General features: G+C 35.2%; 19 protein-coding genes and 1 tRNA gene. 4 read left to right on the top strand and 16 right to left on the bottom strand.

Features of this window, described 5'->3' with window-relative positions; genetic code table 11:
• The 3 genes from C237_RS0105900 to rpsO form a co-directional block, all read right to left on the bottom strand.
• On the bottom strand, nt 1–193 hold a 193-nt coding region (locus tag C237_RS0105900), incomplete at its 3' end, for a transposase (RefSeq protein WP_018675575.1).
• 123 nt (nt 194–316) lie between these two features.
• Nucleotides 317–1,681 carry a signal recognition particle protein gene (gene ffh / locus C237_RS0105895; protein ID WP_018675574.1) on the bottom strand — a complete coding sequence of 455 codons (1,365 nt, stop codon included), beginning with the start codon at nt 1,679–1,681 and terminating at the stop codon, nt 317–319.
• 115 nt (nt 1,682–1,796) lie between these two features.
• Complete coding sequence (rpsO, locus tag C237_RS0105890; RefSeq protein ID WP_018675573.1) at nt 1,797–2,066, bottom strand: 30S ribosomal protein S15; 270 nt, start codon at nt 2,064–2,066, stop codon at nt 1,797–1,799.
• A 170-nt stretch (nt 2,067–2,236) separates the two neighbouring features.
• On the opposite strand from rpsO, the gene C237_RS0105885 reads away from it, so the two are divergent.
• Together C237_RS0105885 and C237_RS0105880 are read left to right on the top strand one after the other, a co-directional pair.
• On the top strand, nt 2,237–2,809 hold the full coding sequence (locus C237_RS0105885; RefSeq protein WP_018675572.1) for a hypothetical protein: 573 nt from the start codon (nt 2,237–2,239) through the stop codon (nt 2,807–2,809).
• 226 nt (nt 2,810–3,035) lie between these two features.
• Nucleotides 3,036–4,013 carry a Gfo/Idh/MocA family protein gene (locus tag C237_RS0105880; protein ID WP_018675571.1) on the top strand — a complete coding sequence of 326 codons (978 nt, stop codon included), beginning with the start codon at nt 3,036–3,038 and terminating at the stop codon, nt 4,011–4,013.
• Here the strand turns inward: C237_RS0105880 and C237_RS0105875 are convergent.
• The 5 genes from C237_RS0105875 to C237_RS0105855 form a co-directional block, all read right to left on the bottom strand.
• Nucleotides 3,991–4,887 (bottom strand): TIGR01777 family oxidoreductase, encoded by an 897-nt coding sequence (locus C237_RS0105875; protein ID WP_018675570.1) that lies wholly within the window; start codon nt 4,885–4,887, stop codon nt 3,991–3,993. The two genes, C237_RS0105880 and C237_RS0105875, sit on opposite strands and share 23 nt — an antisense overlap.
• A 41-nt stretch (nt 4,888–4,928) precedes the next feature.
• On the bottom strand, nt 4,929–5,711 hold the full coding sequence (locus C237_RS0105870; RefSeq protein WP_018675569.1) for a hypothetical protein: 783 nt from the start codon (nt 5,709–5,711) through the stop codon (nt 4,929–4,931).
• Between the two features lie 4 nt (nt 5,712–5,715).
• A complete protein-coding gene (locus tag C237_RS0105865; protein ID WP_018675568.1) occupies nt 5,716–6,162 on the bottom strand; it encodes an HRDC domain-containing protein in 447 nt (148 codons plus the stop codon).
• Between the two features lie 127 nt (nt 6,163–6,289).
• On the bottom strand, nt 6,290–7,603 hold the full coding sequence (locus C237_RS0105860; RefSeq protein ID WP_018675567.1) for an ABC1 kinase family protein: 1,314 nt from the start codon (nt 7,601–7,603) through the stop codon (nt 6,290–6,292).
• Nucleotides 7,604–7,720: 117 nt separating this feature from the next.
• Nucleotides 7,721–8,365, bottom strand: coding sequence for a TetR family transcriptional regulator C-terminal domain-containing protein (locus tag C237_RS0105855; protein ID WP_018675566.1), 645 nt, complete (start codon nt 8,363–8,365; stop codon nt 7,721–7,723).
• A 361-nt stretch (nt 8,366–8,726) separates the two neighbouring features.
• On the opposite strand from C237_RS0105855, the gene C237_RS0105850 reads away from it, so the two are divergent.
• Complete coding sequence (locus C237_RS0105850) at nt 8,727–9,338, top strand: DUF3575 domain-containing protein (RefSeq protein ID WP_018675565.1); 612 nt, start codon at nt 8,727–8,729, stop codon at nt 9,336–9,338.
• A gap of 5 nt (nt 9,339–9,343) precedes the next feature.
• Nucleotides 9,344–9,547 carry a hypothetical protein gene (locus C237_RS0105845; protein WP_018675564.1) on the top strand — a complete coding sequence of 68 codons (204 nt, stop codon included), beginning with the start codon at nt 9,344–9,346 and terminating at the stop codon, nt 9,545–9,547.
• A gap of 9 nt (nt 9,548–9,556) precedes the next feature.
• Here the strand turns inward: C237_RS0105845 and C237_RS0105840 are convergent, their stop codons facing one another.
• The 8 genes from C237_RS0105840 to C237_RS0105800 all read right to left on the bottom strand — a co-directional run bounded on the left by C237_RS0105840 (nt 9,557) and on the right by C237_RS0105800 (nt 19,044).
• Nucleotides 9,557–10,615: an anhydro-N-acetylmuramic acid kinase gene (locus C237_RS0105840; RefSeq protein WP_026315520.1), complete on the bottom strand. Its 1,059-nt coding sequence runs from the start codon at nt 10,613–10,615 to the stop codon at nt 9,557–9,559.
• 4 nt (nt 10,616–10,619) lie between these two features.
• The gene (locus tag C237_RS0105835) at nt 10,620–10,967 is read right to left on the bottom strand and encodes an arsenate reductase family protein (protein WP_026315519.1); all 348 of its coding nucleotides are present in this window, start codon (nt 10,965–10,967) and stop codon (nt 10,620–10,622) included.
• Complete coding sequence (locus C237_RS0105830; RefSeq protein WP_026315518.1) at nt 10,967–11,791, bottom strand: CvfB family protein; 825 nt, start codon at nt 11,789–11,791, stop codon at nt 10,967–10,969. Before C237_RS0105830 ends, C237_RS0105835 begins: the two co-directional genes overlap by 1 nt.
• A gap of 428 nt (nt 11,792–12,219) precedes the next feature.
• Nucleotides 12,220–13,194: a homoserine kinase gene (locus tag C237_RS12980; protein ID WP_018675560.1), complete on the bottom strand. Its 975-nt coding sequence runs from the start codon at nt 13,192–13,194 to the stop codon at nt 12,220–12,222.
• A gap of 6 nt (nt 13,195–13,200) precedes the next feature.
• Nucleotides 13,201–13,941, bottom strand: a complete 741-nt coding sequence (locus C237_RS0105820) for a homoserine dehydrogenase family protein (protein ID WP_018675559.1) — start codon at nt 13,939–13,941, stop codon at nt 13,201–13,203.
• Between the two features lie 223 nt (nt 13,942–14,164).
• Nucleotides 14,165–14,236: transfer RNA gene (locus C237_RS0105810), tRNA-Arg, on the bottom strand.
• 57 nt (nt 14,237–14,293) lie between these two features.
• Entirely contained in the window at nt 14,294–16,057 is a 1,764-nt protein-coding gene (locus C237_RS0105805; RefSeq protein ID WP_026315517.1) for a TonB-dependent receptor, read from the bottom strand.
• A 32-nt stretch (nt 16,058–16,089) separates the two neighbouring features.
• A complete protein-coding gene (locus C237_RS0105800; protein ID WP_018675557.1) occupies nt 16,090–19,044 on the bottom strand; it encodes a tetratricopeptide repeat protein in 2,955 nt (984 codons plus the stop codon).
• Nucleotides 19,045–19,081: the final 37 nt, after the last annotated feature.

The following is a 19,081-nucleotide window of genomic DNA, read 5'->3' as shown; positions in this document are numbered from 1 at the left end:
CATACCCGTTGCGGTAGTTACCATCTTTGGTTTTCTCGTGTTTTTCATTGTCTAAATGAGCGTCAAGTTCTGCCGAAAGCATATGCTCTATGGCTTTCTTGTGTAGTTCTTTGAAGAAAGAGTTTAGGTCTTCTCCATTCTTGAAGGACTTATAAAATTCCTTACTGTTTAGAAGTTCATTTTTGTCAATCATATCTAAATCATGTTTAAAATTGCAAATTAAGTTAAAAAGAGGTTTTGAAAACTAGTTTTCAAAACCTCTTTTTAACTTACACAGTTTATGAGATACTACCTTAAATCACTTCGCTTTTAATTTTTATCTTCCGAATAGTCCACCCATACCTGGCATTCCGCCGCCCATTTTCCCCATCATTGCCATGAGTTGTTTACCTTGTGGACCTTGCATCATTTTCATCATTTTACCCATTTGTTCAAATTGCTTCATTAATTGGTTGACTTCTTCTAGTTTTCTACCACAACCTTTAGCAATTCTCTTTTTACGGCTCATATCAATGATACTTGGTCGGCGTCTTTCCTCTGGCGTCATCGATTGGATAATTGCCTCTATATGTTTAAATGAATTATCGTCTATATCTACATCTTTTATCGCTTTTCCAACACCTGGGAGCATACCTAATAGGTCTTTCATATTACCCATTTTTTTGATTTGTTGGATTTGCTTTAAGAAATCGTCGAAACCAAATTCATTTTTAGCGATTTTCTTTTGAAGTTTTCTTGCTTCTTCTTCATCAAATTGCTCCTGCGCTCTTTCCACTAAGGACACCACATCTCCCATTCCTAAAATTCTGTCTGCCATTCTTTCAGGGTAGAAGAGGTCTAGCGCTTCCATTTTCTCGCCAGTAGAAATAAACTTAATGGGTTTATCTACTACCGAACGAATCGTCAATGCTGCACCACCGCGCGTATCCCCGTCGAGTTTGGTGAGTACTACACCGTCAAAATTTAAGGCGTCATTAAAGGCTTTAGCTGTATTGACAGCATCTTGCCCCGTCATGGAATCTACCACGAAAAGGGTTTCGGTAGGCTTAATGAAATAATGAACCGATTTAATTTCGTTCATCATTTGCTCATCAATAGCCAATCGACCAGCGGTATCCACAATCACAACATCGTGTTTGTTTTCTTTAGCAAACTTAATGGCATTTTCCGCAATGGTAGAAGGGTTTTTATTTTCTATTTCGGTATAAACAGGAATATTAGTTTGATTTCCTAATACTTTCAGCTGGTCGATAGCCGCAGGTCTATACACATCACAAGCCACCAATAATGGATTTTTAGCCTTTTTCTTTTTTAGATAATTGGCGAGTTTACCAGAGAAAGTGGTTTTACCCGAACCTTGTAAACCTGCGATAAGGATAATGGTTGGCTTTTCAGAAAGATTAATGCCTTCTTGAGTTCCACCCATAAGTTCTACCAATTCATCGTGGACGATTTTGGTCATTAATTGACCAGGCGTCAAACTTGTGAGTACATCTTGACCGAGTGCCTTTTCTTGTACTCTTTTGGTAAGGTCTTTCGCTATTTTATAATTAACATCGGCATCTACTAAGGCACGGCGGATTTCTTTTACCGTTTCCGCAACATTGATTTCCGTAATTTTACCACGCCCCGAGAGATTGTGTAGTGCTTTATCTAATTTATCTTGTAAACTATTGAACATAATGTTTTATTTGAATGTTGCAAAAATAAGGATTTTTTTGAGCATAATAAAATATCAATAGCAGGACTATTGATAAATAAAAAAGCAACCCGTTGTGGAGTTGCTTTAAAGTTGATTATTTTCTTAATCCTAATTCAGCGATAATCGCTCTATATCTTTCAATATCTTTATTTTTAAGATAATCTAATAATCTTTTTCTTTTACCTACTAATTTTACTAGAGATTTTTCCGTAGCAAAGTCCTTGTGGTTAGCCTTAAGGTGCTTAGATAGGTGGTTGATTCTGTAAGTAAAAAGAGCCACTTGCCCTTCTGTACTACCTGTGTCTTGTGCAGACTTTCCGTGTTTTGCGAAAATTTCCGCTTTTTTTTCTTTTGTTAAATACATTCCAATATTATTTTAATGATTATTATGTATGAGGATGCAAATATAAAGCATTTTTTTGATATACAAAATCTTATCCTAAAAAATTAATGCAATTCTTTTGTTTAATAGCTCTTTAGGCAGTATCTTTGCATATAATAAGGGATACAAATATTCTTTATATTAAAAACATCATGAGAAAACCTATTATCTTTTTAAGTCTTTTAGCTGTTGGAATGCTTACCATTCGGTGTGCGGCTTTGGGGGATAGCCTCGAGTATGTTAATAAAGGCATTAAAATTAAGAAAGTTAATAGAATCGTTTACTTTAAACCCGAGGTAGAGCCTTATTTGCCCGAAATTATCCAACCAACCGACCAAGCATTTTATAATGCTTTTAGTGATTTTTTGAAAGACGCCGAAGAGGTAAAATTGACTAAAATTAATACCCTAATGCCTTACGATAGTGTGGATGTAGACTATGTAAAGGAAATTTGCACAAATAACGGCGCTCAGGTGGCACTTATTCCTAAAGTTAAATATTTTAAAGTAGGTTTTGGGAAATATGTATTTTCTAATCAAGTTTTAGTTAGTGCTAAACTCTACGACGCTGAGGGTAATTTTATCATTGAAACGACCTACGACACTTACAAAGGCAATGCAAGGCTATTAGGTAGCGCAGAAAACTCTGTGAAAATTGGGGCTAAAGGTGTGTTAAAAAAAATGAATAAAGAACTAAGACGCCATAAAATCAATACATCGTCTTAGTGATTATGAGAATCGTCTCACTTGTGCCTTCCATTATGGAAACCTTATTCGATTTTGAAGTAGGTGAGGCGTTTTCTTGGTATGGTACACAAATTATTAAATCCTAATTTTATTATCAAGAACTATTAAATTCCCTTTAAATCTAAATTTTTAAGGTTTAATGAATTTAGAAATATAAAAATGATTAACTTTGTCTGCATTAATCGGTAGTAAATTTTAAAATAACATGATTAAAGCAGGTTTAGTAGGTGCAGGACACTTGGGTAAAATTCACTTAAAATTATTACAACAATCGGATAAATACGATTTGGTAGGGTTCTATGATGAAGACCGAAATAATGGTAAAAAATTGGAGCAAGAATTTGGCTATCAATATTTTGATAGTTTTGAAGAATTGATGTCTCAAATCGAAATGCTAGATATTGTAACCCCTACGCTATACCATTACGATTACGCGCAAAAAGCCATTAATCATAACAAACATTTCTTTATAGAAAAGCCCGTAACCCAAACTTTGGAACAGGCAGAAAGCATCATTCAGCAGTGTCAAGCTAAAAATATTAAAGCCCAAGTAGGGCATGTGGAACGCTACAACCCTGCATTTATCGCAACTAAACCCTATATTAACCATCCCATGTTCATCGAAATTCATCGATTGGCAGAATTTAATCCTAGGGGAACAGATGTTTCCGTAGTTTTAGATTTGATGATTCACGATTTGGATATTTTGTTGAGTTTAGTTCCATCTAAAGTTAAAAATGTACAAGCTTCAGGCGTTTGCGTGGTGTCTAAAGCACCAGATATCGCCAGTGCCAGAATAGAGTTTGAGAATGGTTGTGTTGCCAATTTAACGACCTCTAGAATTTCTATGAAAGCTATGCGTAAAAGCCGATTTTTCCAAAAAGACGCCTACATTTCCGTAGATTTTCTAGAAAAGAAAGCAGAAGTCATCAGAATGAAAAACGCTCCAGAACAACCTTCCGACTTTGATATGATTATTGAAAATGCAGAAGGGGAGAAGTCCCAAATTATTTTTGAATATCCTAATATCCAACCTAATAATGCCATTTTAGACGAATTGAATGCCTTTGCCGATGCCATCAATGCAGACAAAGCCGTAGAAGTTTCTCTACAAGATGGTACAGAAGCATTGAGAGTGGCTTTAGAAATTGTGGATAAAATTAATGCGATTCAATCGTTTTAACATTCGTATCTTCAAACACAAATCCCACTTCCGTTAATCGCTTGGGATATACATTCTGACTACGCAACACCAATTCGGGGGCCGTTCCCATAATAACAGCACCGATTTTAATTAGAAACTCTGGGGCTGGTAATCCGAATGGCATATGGTATTTTTCTCTGAGTGCTTTCATCAGTTGGGCATTGGTTGGTGCATTAGTTGTACAAAAATTAAAGGCTCCCTCTAATTCTTCATCAATAATAAATTCCAACGCATTCACAAAATCTTGTTCAGAAATCCAAGCCACGCGTTGTTTTCCTGAGCCTGCCTTGCCTCCTCCGCCAAATTTAACTAATTTTTTAAGAGTTTGATAGGCACTTCCTTCGTGGTCGCCCATAATTAGCGAGATTCTAAATGCCACTTTTTTCGTTTTTCCCTCAGCAAAGCGATGAAATGCCGCCTCCCATTGTTGTCCTACTTGCGAAAGAAAATCTTCCCCATTGGTAGGTGAATCTTCCGTACGAACTTCCTCGTAACTTTCTTTATAGACTGCCACTGTCGAGGCATTGAGCCACATTTTGGGTGGATTTTGGCATTGCTCAATGGCTTTTCCCAATAGCTCAGTAGATTTTATCCTCGATTGTAAAATGGCTTCTTTATTTTCTTCAGTAAATCGACAATTAATATTTTTCCCTGCCAGATTGATGAGTACATCGGTATCCTCTAAGGCTTTTTTCCAATCGCCAATGGTTTTTCCATCCCATTGCACATAATGGATATTAGGTTGTTTGGAAATTTTCTCACCCCGCGTCAAAATATAAAATTCTGCCTCTTTGAAATGATTTTGAATCAATTTCCCTGCATAGCCTGTCCCTCCTGATAATACGATTTTCATAGTTTTTATTTTATTATGGTTTTTAGAATCTTGTAGTATGGCTAGTAATCTATTTCATTAAGTTTATCAAATACAAGTCTGCGAATTTCGCTTTCACTTTTATTCTTTATAGATATAATAAAATTTTGATTGAAGAGATAATTGAGTTTTTTTGAATCTTCAAACTGTAGAAAATCTAATAAACGATTATAATCATCCCATTTATTCCCTGTTTTCCGATTAAAATTATCTCTAACTTTATCGTATAAATTTAATTTATAGCTCCCTTCTTTTTCTGGATTTTTCAATACTTTTCCAAAAAGTATGATATGCTTTTTATTACGATTATCGTATGTGATCAGATATACATAAAAGTCTATCAAATTGATATCTAAATTATTCTCTTTTGCTTTTTCCTCTATAAAATTTAGATATTTATACAAACTTAGAGGATCATTCCCTTCTGAGTTTTCAATATTTAAATCTCTTGATTTTATGCTTCTTCTATATTTTACTTCAACAAATGAAATTTTTAAAATATTTTTATTTGGGATTCTATTAGAATTAAAATTTTGAATATAGGCTAGTTTCCAAATAACAAAATCAGGTAGGTGTTGTGTTAAGTTTTGTAGTATCGAAAATGTATTACTATCGTAGGTTCCATCCTTCACAATGGCATCATCAACGCTAAAAAGTGTACTAATGCTTGGAAGTAATCCAGATATTTTTTCGTTTCCAAGAGGGATTACATTATAATTCAGTTTGGAAAAATGATATTCACAAATCAATTCAGCAATAAATCCTTTTAGATTTGTATAATTTGAAGTGGTAAAGCTAGTAATCATAGAGTTAAATAGAATTTAGTAAAGCAATAATATCCTCCCCATATTTTTCCTTTTTATGTTCCCCAATTCCAAAAATACGCTCCAATTCTTCGACTGTTCTAGGTTTATTTTTAGCCAAAGACACAATAGACTTATTTGTCAAAACCATATAAGTAGGCAACCCTTCATTCCTTGCAGTGTCAAATCGCCATTGCTTGAAATAGGCGACTATTTGCTTTTCGTATTCACTAAGATTTTCCTCGTTTAGATCTTCTTTTTCTACATCCTCTATATAGTTCTTTTCGATTTCCTTATAGTGAATTAGTATAGTCCAATAATTAACTTTCCCTTCTATTAATTTTGTTGAAGATTTTTTAAACTCTACTTTCTCAAGAAATGTATTTAAACTTTCTTGATCTCTTTCAAAGTTCTCTTTGTCCAACCTGATGTTAAATACCTTAATTTTCATCATTATGCATTTAAGTTCAACCTATAACTAATAACTAAGTAGATAAAATAACCCAACTCACTCTCACAAACTTACGAAAAAAATAATAGGAAATCACAAAAAATACAACTGATTTTAAAATTGTAGAAAATCAAATCTCCACCCCATACCTCTTCGTTTCAATACGATTCGGCTTCAAATCACTTAGTAAATTATACAATCCAAAGAAAGTTCGGTTCATATAGATAAAATGTCGCGACCCTCGATTTCCATTGCTTTTTTTGATTTGTGGGTCCTTGCTAAATCGCTCGCCCAAAGCATAAATCTCATCGAAAAATTGTTTGTCTGAAAAGTCAAAAACTTCTTGATGAAAAGGTCTTGTAAATAGGCTAATCATCTCGTGAAACAATTGCGTAAAAAGTTGGACTTCCTCAGGGCTGTCATCTTTTCGTAGGATTTCCAATTCATACATTTTTGATTGGAAAAACTCGGGATTATTGAGGTTTTCTGGGACAATCAACTCAAAATAAGGAATATAAAAATCCTCTGGGATGTGCTTAATACAGCCAAAATCCAAAGCAATCAAATTACCTTTATCTGACACCAAGAAATTCCCTGGGTGTGGGTCGGCGTGTACGCGACGTAATTTGTGAATTTGATACATATAAAAATTCCACAAAGCCTGTCCCACTTGATTGCGTTCTTCCGCCGTTGGATTCGTTTGGGTATATTCCGAAAAGTGCAGACCTTCCATCCAATCCATTGTGATAATCCGTTCAGAGGAATATTCGGGATAATAGTTCGGAAACTTCAAATGTGGAATATGCGCACAATCTTTGGCAATTTCTTGACTCTGTTTTACTTCCAAAATATAATCCGTTTCTTCAATAAGTTTATCTTCTACCTCTTTAAAATATTTTTCCTTGTCTTTTCCTTTCAGATTGAACATTCGCATCGCAATGGGCTTAACCATCGCCAAATCCGAAGAAATACTTTCTGCCACCCCTGGGCACTGAATCTTTACGGCTAACTTCTTCCCATCTTTGGTCGCCTGATGCACCTGACCGATACTTGCCGCATTGATAGCATCGGGCGAAAACGAATCAAAAATTTCCTGCGGTGCTTTTCCAAAATATTTACGAAAAGTTTTTTGTACCAACGGTGCCGAAAGTGGCGGAACAGAAAATTGCGAGAGTGAGAATTTATCCATATATTCCGTTGGTAAAATATTCTTCTCCATACTCAGCATTTGGGCGACTTTCAAAGCACTGCCTTTCATTTCTGACAACGAATCGTAAATATCTTCCGCATTGTTTTCGTTGAGTTTCTGTCGGGCGTTTTCCTCATTTCCTGTGAGTTTATCTTTGTAATAATTGAGGTAATTTAGCCCCACTTTTGCCCCTGTTTTTACAAACTTTGTGGTGCGTTCTATTTTGGATTTCGGTATTTTATTTACAGTTTTCATAATTTTTTGTTTTCGGTTTTTCGACTTTTTTGGATTTCATTCCTTAAAAAGTACAACTTTTTCGGATTTGAATCCTACTTGTCATGCTAAACTTGTTTCAGCATATGATTAGTTTCCTTATTCAAAAAAACTTCGTTTTCCTTCCTTAAAAAGAAACTTTCCGAAATCTAATAATTTGTTCAATCGATTGGCATCAAAAAATTCAAAGCCTATATCGATGGATTTTTCGATAAACACATCGGTTTTTTCGAAATCCTTAGAGTCATCATTGAGCCAAAATTTGAGAATGCTCAAAAATTGTAACCAAGCCCCTTCTTTTTGGGCTTTTTGTTGGATTTTCTGTACTTCTTTTTGCTGAATATTCACAGTGTCAATGCCAATGGCTTCAATATATTCTAAGAAATGGGTACGCAAATCGCTCAATTTGCTAAGGTTTTGCAAGGGCAAGGTACTTTCTTTTAATAGAAACAATACAAAACTTCGATTGGCTTTTAGGTTTTCGAAAAAGGTATAGTAAAAACTTAATAATTTATCCTTGGCTTCGTAGTCTTTATACTCTTTGGTTTTGTGTAACACTTCTAAGGTTTTCACCATCAATACGGTAAAAAATGAGCGTTCGATAGCATCAAAACTTGAATAGAAACCATAAAATTCTGCTTCATCCATTTGATGTTGTTTTGCAAATTGATATACCGATTTTGGGCGTTCACCTTTGGTAAGTACCTCATCTATGTAAAGTTTCATTAACTTTTCATCGTTCATTTTTTTTTTGATTTTTTATTTGTCATAATTTTGATTTTTTGATATTTCGTGTATAAGAGAAAATTTTATTTTTCAACCTTTTAACATTAGTTAGAAAACAATAAACTTGCCATATTCGACAATATTTTTGTTTTGTTTATGACTATATTAGAAATTAATTACCTTACAAATATGGTAAAAAATTATACTAAAATAAAAATATTAGTATATTTTTTATTATAGCTTTATAATTCAAAGAATAACAGATAGATTAATTCTTATACTTTAAGATTTATAAGTTTTCAATTATTAACTCTTACATTATTTCTAAATATATTTCGAGACTACTTTAATTATTATTTTCTTTTTATACATTTGTACTATGAAATTATTCAAGTTGGTAGGCTTAGTCATTCCATTATTCGTTTTTGGACAAAAGGAGCAAACAATAAATAATATAGGATTGTTGGACGATAAGCATTCCCTCTATTTAAAAGGGAATACACTATTTTTACCTGTATTGATTTTTAATGTTGGAGTAGAGTATCAACTATCGGATCACTATACTTTGCAAGCGGATGGTACGGCTTCGCCATGGAAATCGGTAAAGGGAAATCATTTCCAGGTTTATATGGGACATTTGGAGGGACGCTATTATCTGGATCAAGCTTTTAGAGGTTGGTATGTAGGTCTTCATGGAGGCTTAGGGGTGTTCGATTTAACGAAATGGAACTATATCAATCATCAAAAATTTCAGCGCGGATTTAATTATATGTTGGGGGGTACCATCGGTTATCAATATCAATGGAAAAGCCGATGGAACATAGATTTATTTCTAGGTGGAGGTAATTCTCAAGGGTATTATCATGGGTATGAGCCATCGGAAAAACCCCCTTACTTTCTCAGTCGATATGACAGTGCTGAGCATTGGAACAGAAGTGGTGAATGGCTGTTGTATAGAGGTGGAATTATGATTTCTTATCAATTAAAATAAAAAATATGAACTTTAAAAATTCTAAATTTTATATCATTGTTATCATCACTTTTATCATTGTATTTTTGATGAATTATATTGGTAGTGATGCACCAGATCGCCTATACAGAGCATTATTAACCGCTTTAGGTGGGGCAGTAGGGATTAGTGTAGGGCTTTGGATTTGGCATAAAAATAAAGATGATAGCTCCACACAACATTTCGATTAATCTACATTATTAATGATAAATTACTCCCGAAGAGTGGTCGTGTTTTGCGCCTGTTACCGAGGACAATACATTATTTTTACCTTGCCATTTTAATAATCCCAACAGTGCAAATATGAGGGCTTCTTTATATTCTACAAGGTAAGTATTTGGGATAACGATATCATTTGGTTGGGCATAATATTGTAATCGCTCTATAAGAAATTGATGGTATGCTCCGCCACCTGTCACCAAGACTTTTCTTGGTTGAGTGTGGGCTAGGGTTAAGACTTTTGCTATTTGGTATGCCATATGTTCCACCAAAGTACAAAGTATATCGTGGGGCTGTGTATTGAAAGACTCAATTAAAGGTCTATAAATGGCTTGCACTTGTTCTATACCTAAGGATTTGGGCGGTCGTTTTTGATAATATTCAATTTGGTTTAATGCATTAAATAATTGTGCATCAACCCGACCTTTTCTGGCTAAATGTCCTTGATGGTCATAGGGTTTTTCAAAATAAAGTTCGGTATAATGATTGAGTAGAGTGTTAATGGGACAAATATCGAATGCTAATCGCTTGCGATTGCTACCTTCATAAGAAATATTGGAAAATCCACCTAAATTCAAACAATAATCAAAGTCCGAAAATAATAATTGGTCCCCGATAGGAACTAATGGTGCCCCTTGTCCACATAATTTAACATCTTGCACTCTGAAATCGCAAACCACAGGGATGTTAAATCCTTTTGATAAAGCTTGTTTATTACCGATTTGAAGGGTAAATCCCTCAGAAGGCTTATGCCAAATGGTATGTCCATGGCTTGCTACTAAGTCTAATGTCTTAATATTTTTTGAACGGATAAACTGATGAATTTGCTCATTAAGGTATTGGGTGTAGTTGACATTAATTCCCTTAACTTCTATTGCAGATTTTGTAGAAGCTGACTTTAATATTTTTTTCCAATTCTTGGGATATGGATAGGTTTCAGCACTAATGATGTTAAAAGCGTAAGTCGTCGCATTCATTTCGACATAGCAGAAGTCTATACCGTCTAACGAAGTTCCCGACATTACCCCAAGCAAATGCATCAATTTATTTTAATGAGTTTTTGAGTGCCTCAATGGTTTTAGGACTATTCCCGATAAATATTGCATCGTCTTTTAAAAATATAGGACGCTTCAAAAAACTATAATGGTCCAGAATTAGTGCTTTATAATCCTCTTCTGTTAGTTGCTTAGTGTCAATACCTCTCGCTTTAATCTGTGTTGAGCGTTTACTGAATAAGGCTTCGTACGAACCAGATAATGGATAGAGTTGCTCTAGTTCTTCAGGGGTTATATTTTGAGATTTCAATTCTCGAAGTTTCCAACCCTCTAGGTCTAGTTCTGACATGATGCGTTTGCAAGTACTACAAGTTTTAAGATAAAAAACAGTTTTCATTATAGTTTTTTTATTTTATCGTCTAGTATATCTATAATTTTGTCTTTGTAAAGTCCACCAATAGCTTTTTTAAAGTTCTTTTTGCTCATCTGGACTTCTTCTTTTATTTCCTCGGGACTAGATTTGTCCGAGATATAAAGCAGTCCGTAGTTTTCGTCTAATTTATTCAATATTTTCTGCTTAAACTCATCAATATTCTGATAGCCTTCTGGCTGAAGCGATACATCTATTTTTCCATCTTCTCTGATGTTTTTGATATAACCTTCGGTTTCGGATAACGGATACAATTTTTCATAAATATCCGAAGCATAAACCAACCCAATATATTTTTGGTTAATCACTACATTCCAGCCCAACTCGGTTTCATTCATTAGGATAAGATTTACTTTATCGCCTTTTTTTAATTCTAAACCATCGTATTGTGGATTTCTTTTAAATTTGGTTGTTCCCGTAAGTAGCCCTGTTTCTTCATCAATATAAACATAGATTATATAGCGTTTACCTTCTACCATTTTACCTTTTTGTTGTTTATAAGGCACAAATAAATCTTTTATAATACCCCAATCCATAAAGGAGCCGCTAGGAAAAACCTCTACACAACTGAGCACCGCGAATTCGCCTACCTGACAATAAGGGGTTTCTGTGGTGGCTTTTAGTTCGCCATCGTCTTGATAAACTAAGACTTCCACTTCTGTTTCAAGTTCCATTTCTGGACGAATGAATATTTTTGGTAACAGGCATCGTTCGCCATTTTCATCACTAAGATAAAGCCCCTGGTCTGATTGTTTTTCAATTTTCAGTGATTGTATTTTTCCTATTTGCATATGGATTTCATTTATTGCAAAGATAGAGAATTTCATAGAGATGAGAGCGATTGATTTTAGATCATCAAATATGAGATTTTCGGATTAACTACGATAACGTCCTAAATAAAAAAATAAGTATTAAAGTTACTTAAAGTATCATTGAGGTTGTACAAAAAAACTTCTTATGGACTCAGAATTAACACTGTTTTTCCAAATCATCTCAAAAGTAGACCGAGGAATTTTCAAAAAAAATTGCCAACTAAAGGGTTTGATCGACACATTTGGTTTCTCTACTTTTTTGTCATTTCGCAAAAAGCGCCTCAGTTCGGGATATTTCTAATGGATTTCGTAGTGCAATAATACCCTCATCATGTATTACGGCCTATATCTTCCATCAGTTATCAAAATAAGAAAAGAGATCTAGGCTTTTAAACTAATCATGAGCCTTATCCCAATATCACTTTCAGATACTCTTGGTAATCGTTGCGGATTTGTCCTTTAGTACAATGGCTCAAATCTACTTTTGGTGGCTGGAAATCTGCGATGGCTTTACGCATTACCTCATCAAATTTGTTAGGGTGAGCGGTGGCAAGTACCATTCCGAGTTCATCAGATTGTAAAAATCCTTCCAAGGCGAACACCGATGGTACAGAGCCTGATATTCCGAAGGTAATCGCTCCATTTTCTAAGGCTTTATCTCGCATTTCATCGAAAAACGGAATCAATATCTTTCGGGTGGGTTCTACGATATAATCTTTCAAAGAGGCACGCATTAAGTCCTCATCGCCTTGATACAAACTTGCGACAAAGGCTCCCATTGCTGCCTGCCACGCGGTAATGGATAAAGAAGTTTTTTGTGAAACGATACTCCGTGCTGAAGAGGTTTTTATTTCGATATTAGGAAAAAAAGACACGGCATACAGATTCTCAGGCACAGGAAGTCGAACTGTTTTACCTTGATAAATCAACACCCAACCTCCCAAAAGGGCAGGCGAAACATTATCCAAATGGGCAAAGCCACAAGCCACTCGTTCACCTTCGGCTGCAAAATGTATCAATTCTTCTTCTGTAAAGGGTTTTCCTGCGATTTCATTGAACGCATACGCCGCTGCGGCACTACTCGCACTACTTGAACCCAATCCACTTCCTGAGGCAAATCCCTTGCGAATTCGTACATCTACAAATAAATCCGAATTCAAGGCTTCCTGCATTTTGCGAATGACCACCGTACAACAATTCTTATCCGCATCGGTAGGTAAAGGCGTCTCGCTGATGATTTCAAGCACTCGATTTTCTTTCAGATGATTTTCCGTAATTTCTATCGTATCTCCAATACCTGAAAGGGCTAACCCTAAAACATCAAATCCGACATTGACATTAGCAATGGTCGCTGGTGCAAAGGCACAAACTGTTTTTCCCATCTGATTTTATTTTTGATTGGCGACATATAGCAAATCCGAAAATACACCACTTGCTGTTACTCTCGCTCCAGCTCCTGCTCCTTTCACAATCAAAGGCTCGGTAGGATACATATCGGTGAAAAGTGCCACGATATTATCCTTTCCATCCAAATTGAAAAATGGACTTTCTGAAGTTACCTCTTGCAATGAAACTTTTAAGTTGCCGTCCAACAACTGAGCCACCACCTTGAGTTTCGCTCCTTTATCCTTGGCTTTTTTGAGCATCGCTTGGAAAAATAATTCTTCCTCTTTCAATACTTCAAAAAAGTCGGCTACGCTTTCCACTTCCATCGCTTTTTTAGGTAAGAAACTCTCAAACTGAACTTCCTCAATATCCTTGCGATAGCCTGCCTCACGAGCCAAAATCAATATTTTACGAATCACATCCAAACCACTCAAATCGATGCGTGGGTTGGGTTCGGTATAGCCTTCCTCTTGGGCTTGTTTTACTACTTCGGCAAAAGTGCGTTTACCATCGTAATTATTAAATATAAAATTCAAACTTCCTGAAACTACCGCATCGATTCGATTGATAGAATCGCCACTTAGTTTCAAATTCTGAATGGTTTTGATAATAGGCAAAGCCGCTCCCAAATATGATGATATGAGATAATTATTTCTTACTTTTGTTTTTAAATAACTTTCAGTTCTTTGAAGTCCTACGCATTGTGTAGGAGATTTGTAGAAGTTTTGGGGGTTATTTTTCATTTTATTGCCCTTGCTTCGCCGTACACTCCGCTAATTTCAATGCTGATACAATCCAATTATAAGTATTTGAAAAGTAATTTTGATAACTTAAAGAAAATTTGGGAACCGGTAAATCAATAAACATAACCTATGAAAAGTCAGAGTTTTTTTTATTGTTTCTTTAAAAAAGTGGGGGTGTTTTTGGGGGTATAATTAAAAAATCGCCCTATTTAAAGGCGATTTGTAGCCCTATGAGGAATCGAACCTCAACCTAAAGAACCGGAATCTTTAATTCTATCCATTAAACTATAGGGCCAATATTGAAATGATATTCTATTTTTAATTCTTAGAAAATCAGTTCTAATTTTTAACTTTAAAATCTAACCTTTACCCCACCTAATATCTGGGTGCCTAGTACTTTATAACCGTTATAGGTTTGATATTTTGCACCAACTAAATTGTTAGCAAGGGCAAAAATACTAAAATTTTTATGAATTCTATACTCTGCGGACAGATTGATGTCTGCATAGCCCCCTACTTTATGCTCTACTGCTTCAGAGATGTTATAGTTAGGAATAGCAATAAGTGGATTCGGTTGTAGCGTATACACATTGGTTGTTCTATCGCTTACAAAAAAGGCTTTAGCACCGAGATTTAACTTTTTATCCAACATAGCATAATTGGCTCCAATGCTCATTTGAACTAAAGGCTTATTATACACAATCGCTTGATGGTCTAAATTAAATTTTTGGAATTTTAATCCCCCGTCAATTTGTAGATTAGAAATGGGATTGTAGTGTAAATTAGCTTCAACCTCACTAAGCGAACCATTGTGATAAGCAATATGGTAAGTGTTTAGAAAATCATAAGCAACTCTATTGGCATAAAGTTCATCATCGAATAACGAGTTGGCTTTATAAAATGCCATATTATTTAACTTCCCAAACTTGGCATTAACATCATATTTTAACTGGTCCTCCCAAGTTCCCTTTATACCTACATAAAATTGATATTTAGTTTCGGTTGGTTTTAAACTAAGGTCAGGAACAAGGTATGGATTTTCGTTCAATAAGGACTCGTAAGTGTTCATTTTTAAACCACCATCTACACCACCATAAAACTGAATTTCGGGCGATACACCCAATAAAACCTCAACTTTTGGAAACCAATAGAAACGGCCGTTTTGTTTCTCATTCAATAGATTGGATTGCGTAGAGCCATTTAAAAATGAAAACTCTGAACCTAGCATTAAATAAGAATCCCCTTTCTGGAAAGTCACTTTTGGAGTTAGATGTCCATTAAAATATTTCGACTGATTTTGTGTCAATTCCTTAAAGTTGGTATTTACTAGTTGGACACCCGTACCCAAATCTAAATTTAATTTTAAATCTTGTCCAAATTCTATTTCATATTTAGAAAGATTAAGTCCAAAATTGACTTGACTTTCATTAGCATTAAAACGGTCTTTTAAAAAAGATGAAGTAAAGTCTACCGAATTAAGAATATTTTTAGAATAAAAATCGTAATGGGCATTGACATCAAACTGACTATAAGTTTGTCTAAAGTCGGTATCGGCATCGGGTTGAAACTCATTTACGCCATACCAATTAAAATCGTGGAGTTTAATATTGGTGGTCACATTTGTTTTGCCCAAATCGCCATAATGATTTAAAAATCCTGTTAGTTTGGTATCTTTTTGTCCCGATTTCCATGCATACTCATTTTTTAAGCCTTCGTTGGAAGTATAATGGACATCGGCACCTACTTCTAAATTATCTTGAATATTCCCCGAGATACTCCCATCGGCTAAAAATTGATTGTAATTGCCATAGCCCAAACGGAAATAATTACGCTGATACTGATTGCCTAATTTGGGCGATACATCTTCCCCCTGAATGGTAGACGGCTGAAAATCCGAAAGTACAGGCACATCTTGGATTTGATAGTCTATCACTTCATTCGATTTTTCTTCTGGTGGATAGTTTTTTTCCGAAGGTACCGAAGTTTTTTTCTTTTCAATGCGTTTTACTTCTGGCACACGCTTACGGTCTAGGATTAATTTTTCCTCTTTGATTTGTGCCATAGATATGGTACTAAGGCTTAATAATATAAAGGCTAATAGGCTTTTTCTATTCATTGTTCTTAGGTTAAAATTAAAGTGTAATTCACTTATTTTATCGTTTTCTTTACCGCTTTTGCTTCTTCCACTACCTCTGGAAAATCTTGGTAGTTGGCAATAATTTGGTCGCAAGTATAGCTGGCTTGATATTTATCTTTCAAGGCTAAATAATTTTTTGCCATCACCACTAAGGCTTTAGCGCCCCAATACTCTTCAGAAGCATAATTATTCGCCAGTTTAAATATCGTTTCGTTGCTTGATTTAAAGGCTTTCCCTTTATTCTGATAATAGGCTTTGGCATAGAGTGCCTCTGCGGCTACGCTCGGATTGGCAGATTTTTCAAGCTGAGCAAATGCTTTTTGTGCCTCGCTGTCTTTTTCTTTAGACATTAGACTTCGGGCTTTTATCACTCGGGCTTGTTCTATAATGGCAGTAGCGTTTTTGGTATTGGCTAAAACTAGGTCTGCATAGCGTTCCGCTTTAGAAAAATCTTTTATATCGGCATAGTATTTCATTAATTCGATTTGGGCAAAAGATTTTATTTTAGCATCGTTAGAGTTAACCAGAGTTTCTAATTCTGTAACCGTTTCAGACACTTTATTTTGATGAAGTAAAATTTGAGCAGTTCTTACTTTAGCATCTTCCTGATAGTCGTTGGTTGCTGTAGAAATCAGTTTAAATTGTTTCAAAGCCTCATCATCCTGCCCACTTTGGTAGTACGATTCTGCTAGCTCATACCTTGCTTGATAGGCTTGGTTAGAGTTGAGATTGGATTTTAAATACTTTTCGTAGTAAGGAATCGCTTTATCAAACTGCTTTTTAGTATAAAATTGTTTTGCCGTCGTTAGATTAAGCTCATCCATTTCCGAAGGGTTAATGGAAACACCTAAATCTTGTACAAATTTCTGATACCCTACCACATCACCATTTTTAATGAAATAAGGTTTCGCAACAATGGCAATTTTTTCTGCAAATGCCGTATGCTGGTATTTATCGCTTAAGCGTTTAAGAGAAGTGGAAGCCTCTTGCTGGTTAGAAATTTCATTTTGAACTTTATAGATTTCGGCATTGGCAACTAATTGTACATCTTGGCTGGTCGCTATCACTTTATCGAAATAAGTATCCGATTCTTTAAACTGTTCATTCGCTGCGTAAGCCGTTGCAATTTCGTATAAGGCATCATCTACATAGTCAGATTGTGGATGTTGGGCTACGAGCTGTTTCATTTCTGCAATTTTGGCTTCGGTATCGCCTTTAAACCCAAGTGCCATCGCTTTTTGGAATAGCGTATAGTCGTCCGTAGCATCGGCTTTATTGTAGAGGTCTATGGCTTCGTTAAGTTCATTATTGGCATAATGTGTGTCGGCAAGTCTTAGTTCAGCATCGGCTTTAAATTCTGGGCGAGGATTTTTTAGATAAATAGTAAACATTTCCTTGGCTTTATCAAAATCTTTAGCCTTAAAGTAAGCATAACCTAAATCGTACGGTAACTGTTGGCGTTCGTCGAAATTGCCTTTAGTTTTATTTAATTGTTCAAATGTAGAAATTGCTTGCGGATAATCCCCTAATTGAAAGTAAGTTTGTCCGAGCCAATATTGGGCTTTTAGATTAAATTCTGTATTGTGTTGGTACTTTAAACTTTGTTTAAAATAGCGTTCTGCCAGTGTGAAATTTCCTTTATTATATTCTTCTGTTCCTAATAAATAAGCAGCTTCTTGTTCTATTTTTTCAGTCGCTGTATTTTGCTGAGGCATTTGTCTTATCGCTTCTAAAGTAGCCTGATAGTTTCCAGAATATAAGTAAGACTTCACCAAAATCGGTTGTAGTTCACTGGATTGCTTTGGATAGTTTTTAATGTACTCCTGAATCACACTCGGCGATGGTTCGTAAGGGTTACCAATATCATAACTCAATTTAGCATATTGTAGATGGGCTAAACGCTTGATTTGCGCATCGTAATTCATCTGATAAGCAGAACGAAATGCCGATAGAGCTTCTTTCTTTTTACCTGTTTGAAGGTAAGCGTTTCCTAGTTGGTAGTATGCATTTTGAGCCAAAGCAGACTGTTGGTTAATCAATTGATTATAATACGAAACTGCTTCTTCGTATAGACCTAATTGTGCGGCTACAAATCCCATTTCATATAAATCGCTTTCGCTAGGTTGGGTTTTATAGTCAAAGTATTGTTTTAGGTGAGGATAAGCCGCAGAATAGTTCTGTTGCATAAAGTAACTTTCCCCAATGATTTTATGAACTTCTGCCTTATAATCGTCGGCAAGGTTTTCATTTAGAATGTTTTCTCCTTCAGATATGGCTCTGTTATAGTCCTTATTTTGGTAATACATTTGCACATAATAAGGTTGTACCAAATGATTGTATTTTTCTTTATACCGAATGGTATCAAAATAAGTAAGGGCTTCCGCATTTTGCTGATTGGTATAATACAAATGTCCAAGCATATAGGCGATATCACTTTTGGAGGGCTCTTCTGCTGTATCGTAGATATCACTTAGTGTTTTTATCGCCACCGCTGAGTTTCCAGTCATAAATTCGGCATAACCTAATTTTAAAGCATATTGCGTTGTTTCGGAAGGCGATAATTGATTGGGATTAATTTGATTAAGCAATGCTTTAGCCTTAGCAAAATCTTTTTTTATTAAATAATAATCCACCAAAGGCATTTTAGCATTATTAAACGATGAAGCTTCAGGATGCTGCACAATAAAAGATTCTAACCCTTGCTCAGCATTGGGATATTGTAATAAAACCTCTATTAAATGCATATAAAACCCCGAAAATACTTTCTCAGACTTTGCAATATGGGTATTGTAAAGATGGAGGTCTGTATAGGCTTGGTGAGATGCCGTATAGATATTCTGTTGATATAGCTGCTGGGCTAAATCCTGCTGATATTGATTTTTATCTCTAAATAACTGACTTTGTTGTGCTTTGAATATTCCAAAAGAAAACACCAAAGCGGCGAGGACAAATTTATTTTTTTTCATAATGAATTTTCTAACACTCAATTCTTTTAAAGCAACG

Source organism: Riemerella columbina DSM 16469 (assembly GCF_000374405.1).
In the GTDB taxonomy this organism is placed as follows: domain Bacteria; phylum Bacteroidota; class Bacteroidia; order Flavobacteriales; family Weeksellaceae; genus Riemerella; species Riemerella columbina.
The sequence above is the reverse complement of the archived record's forward strand: the minus strand, read 5'-3'. Positions and strand labels throughout refer to the sequence as shown.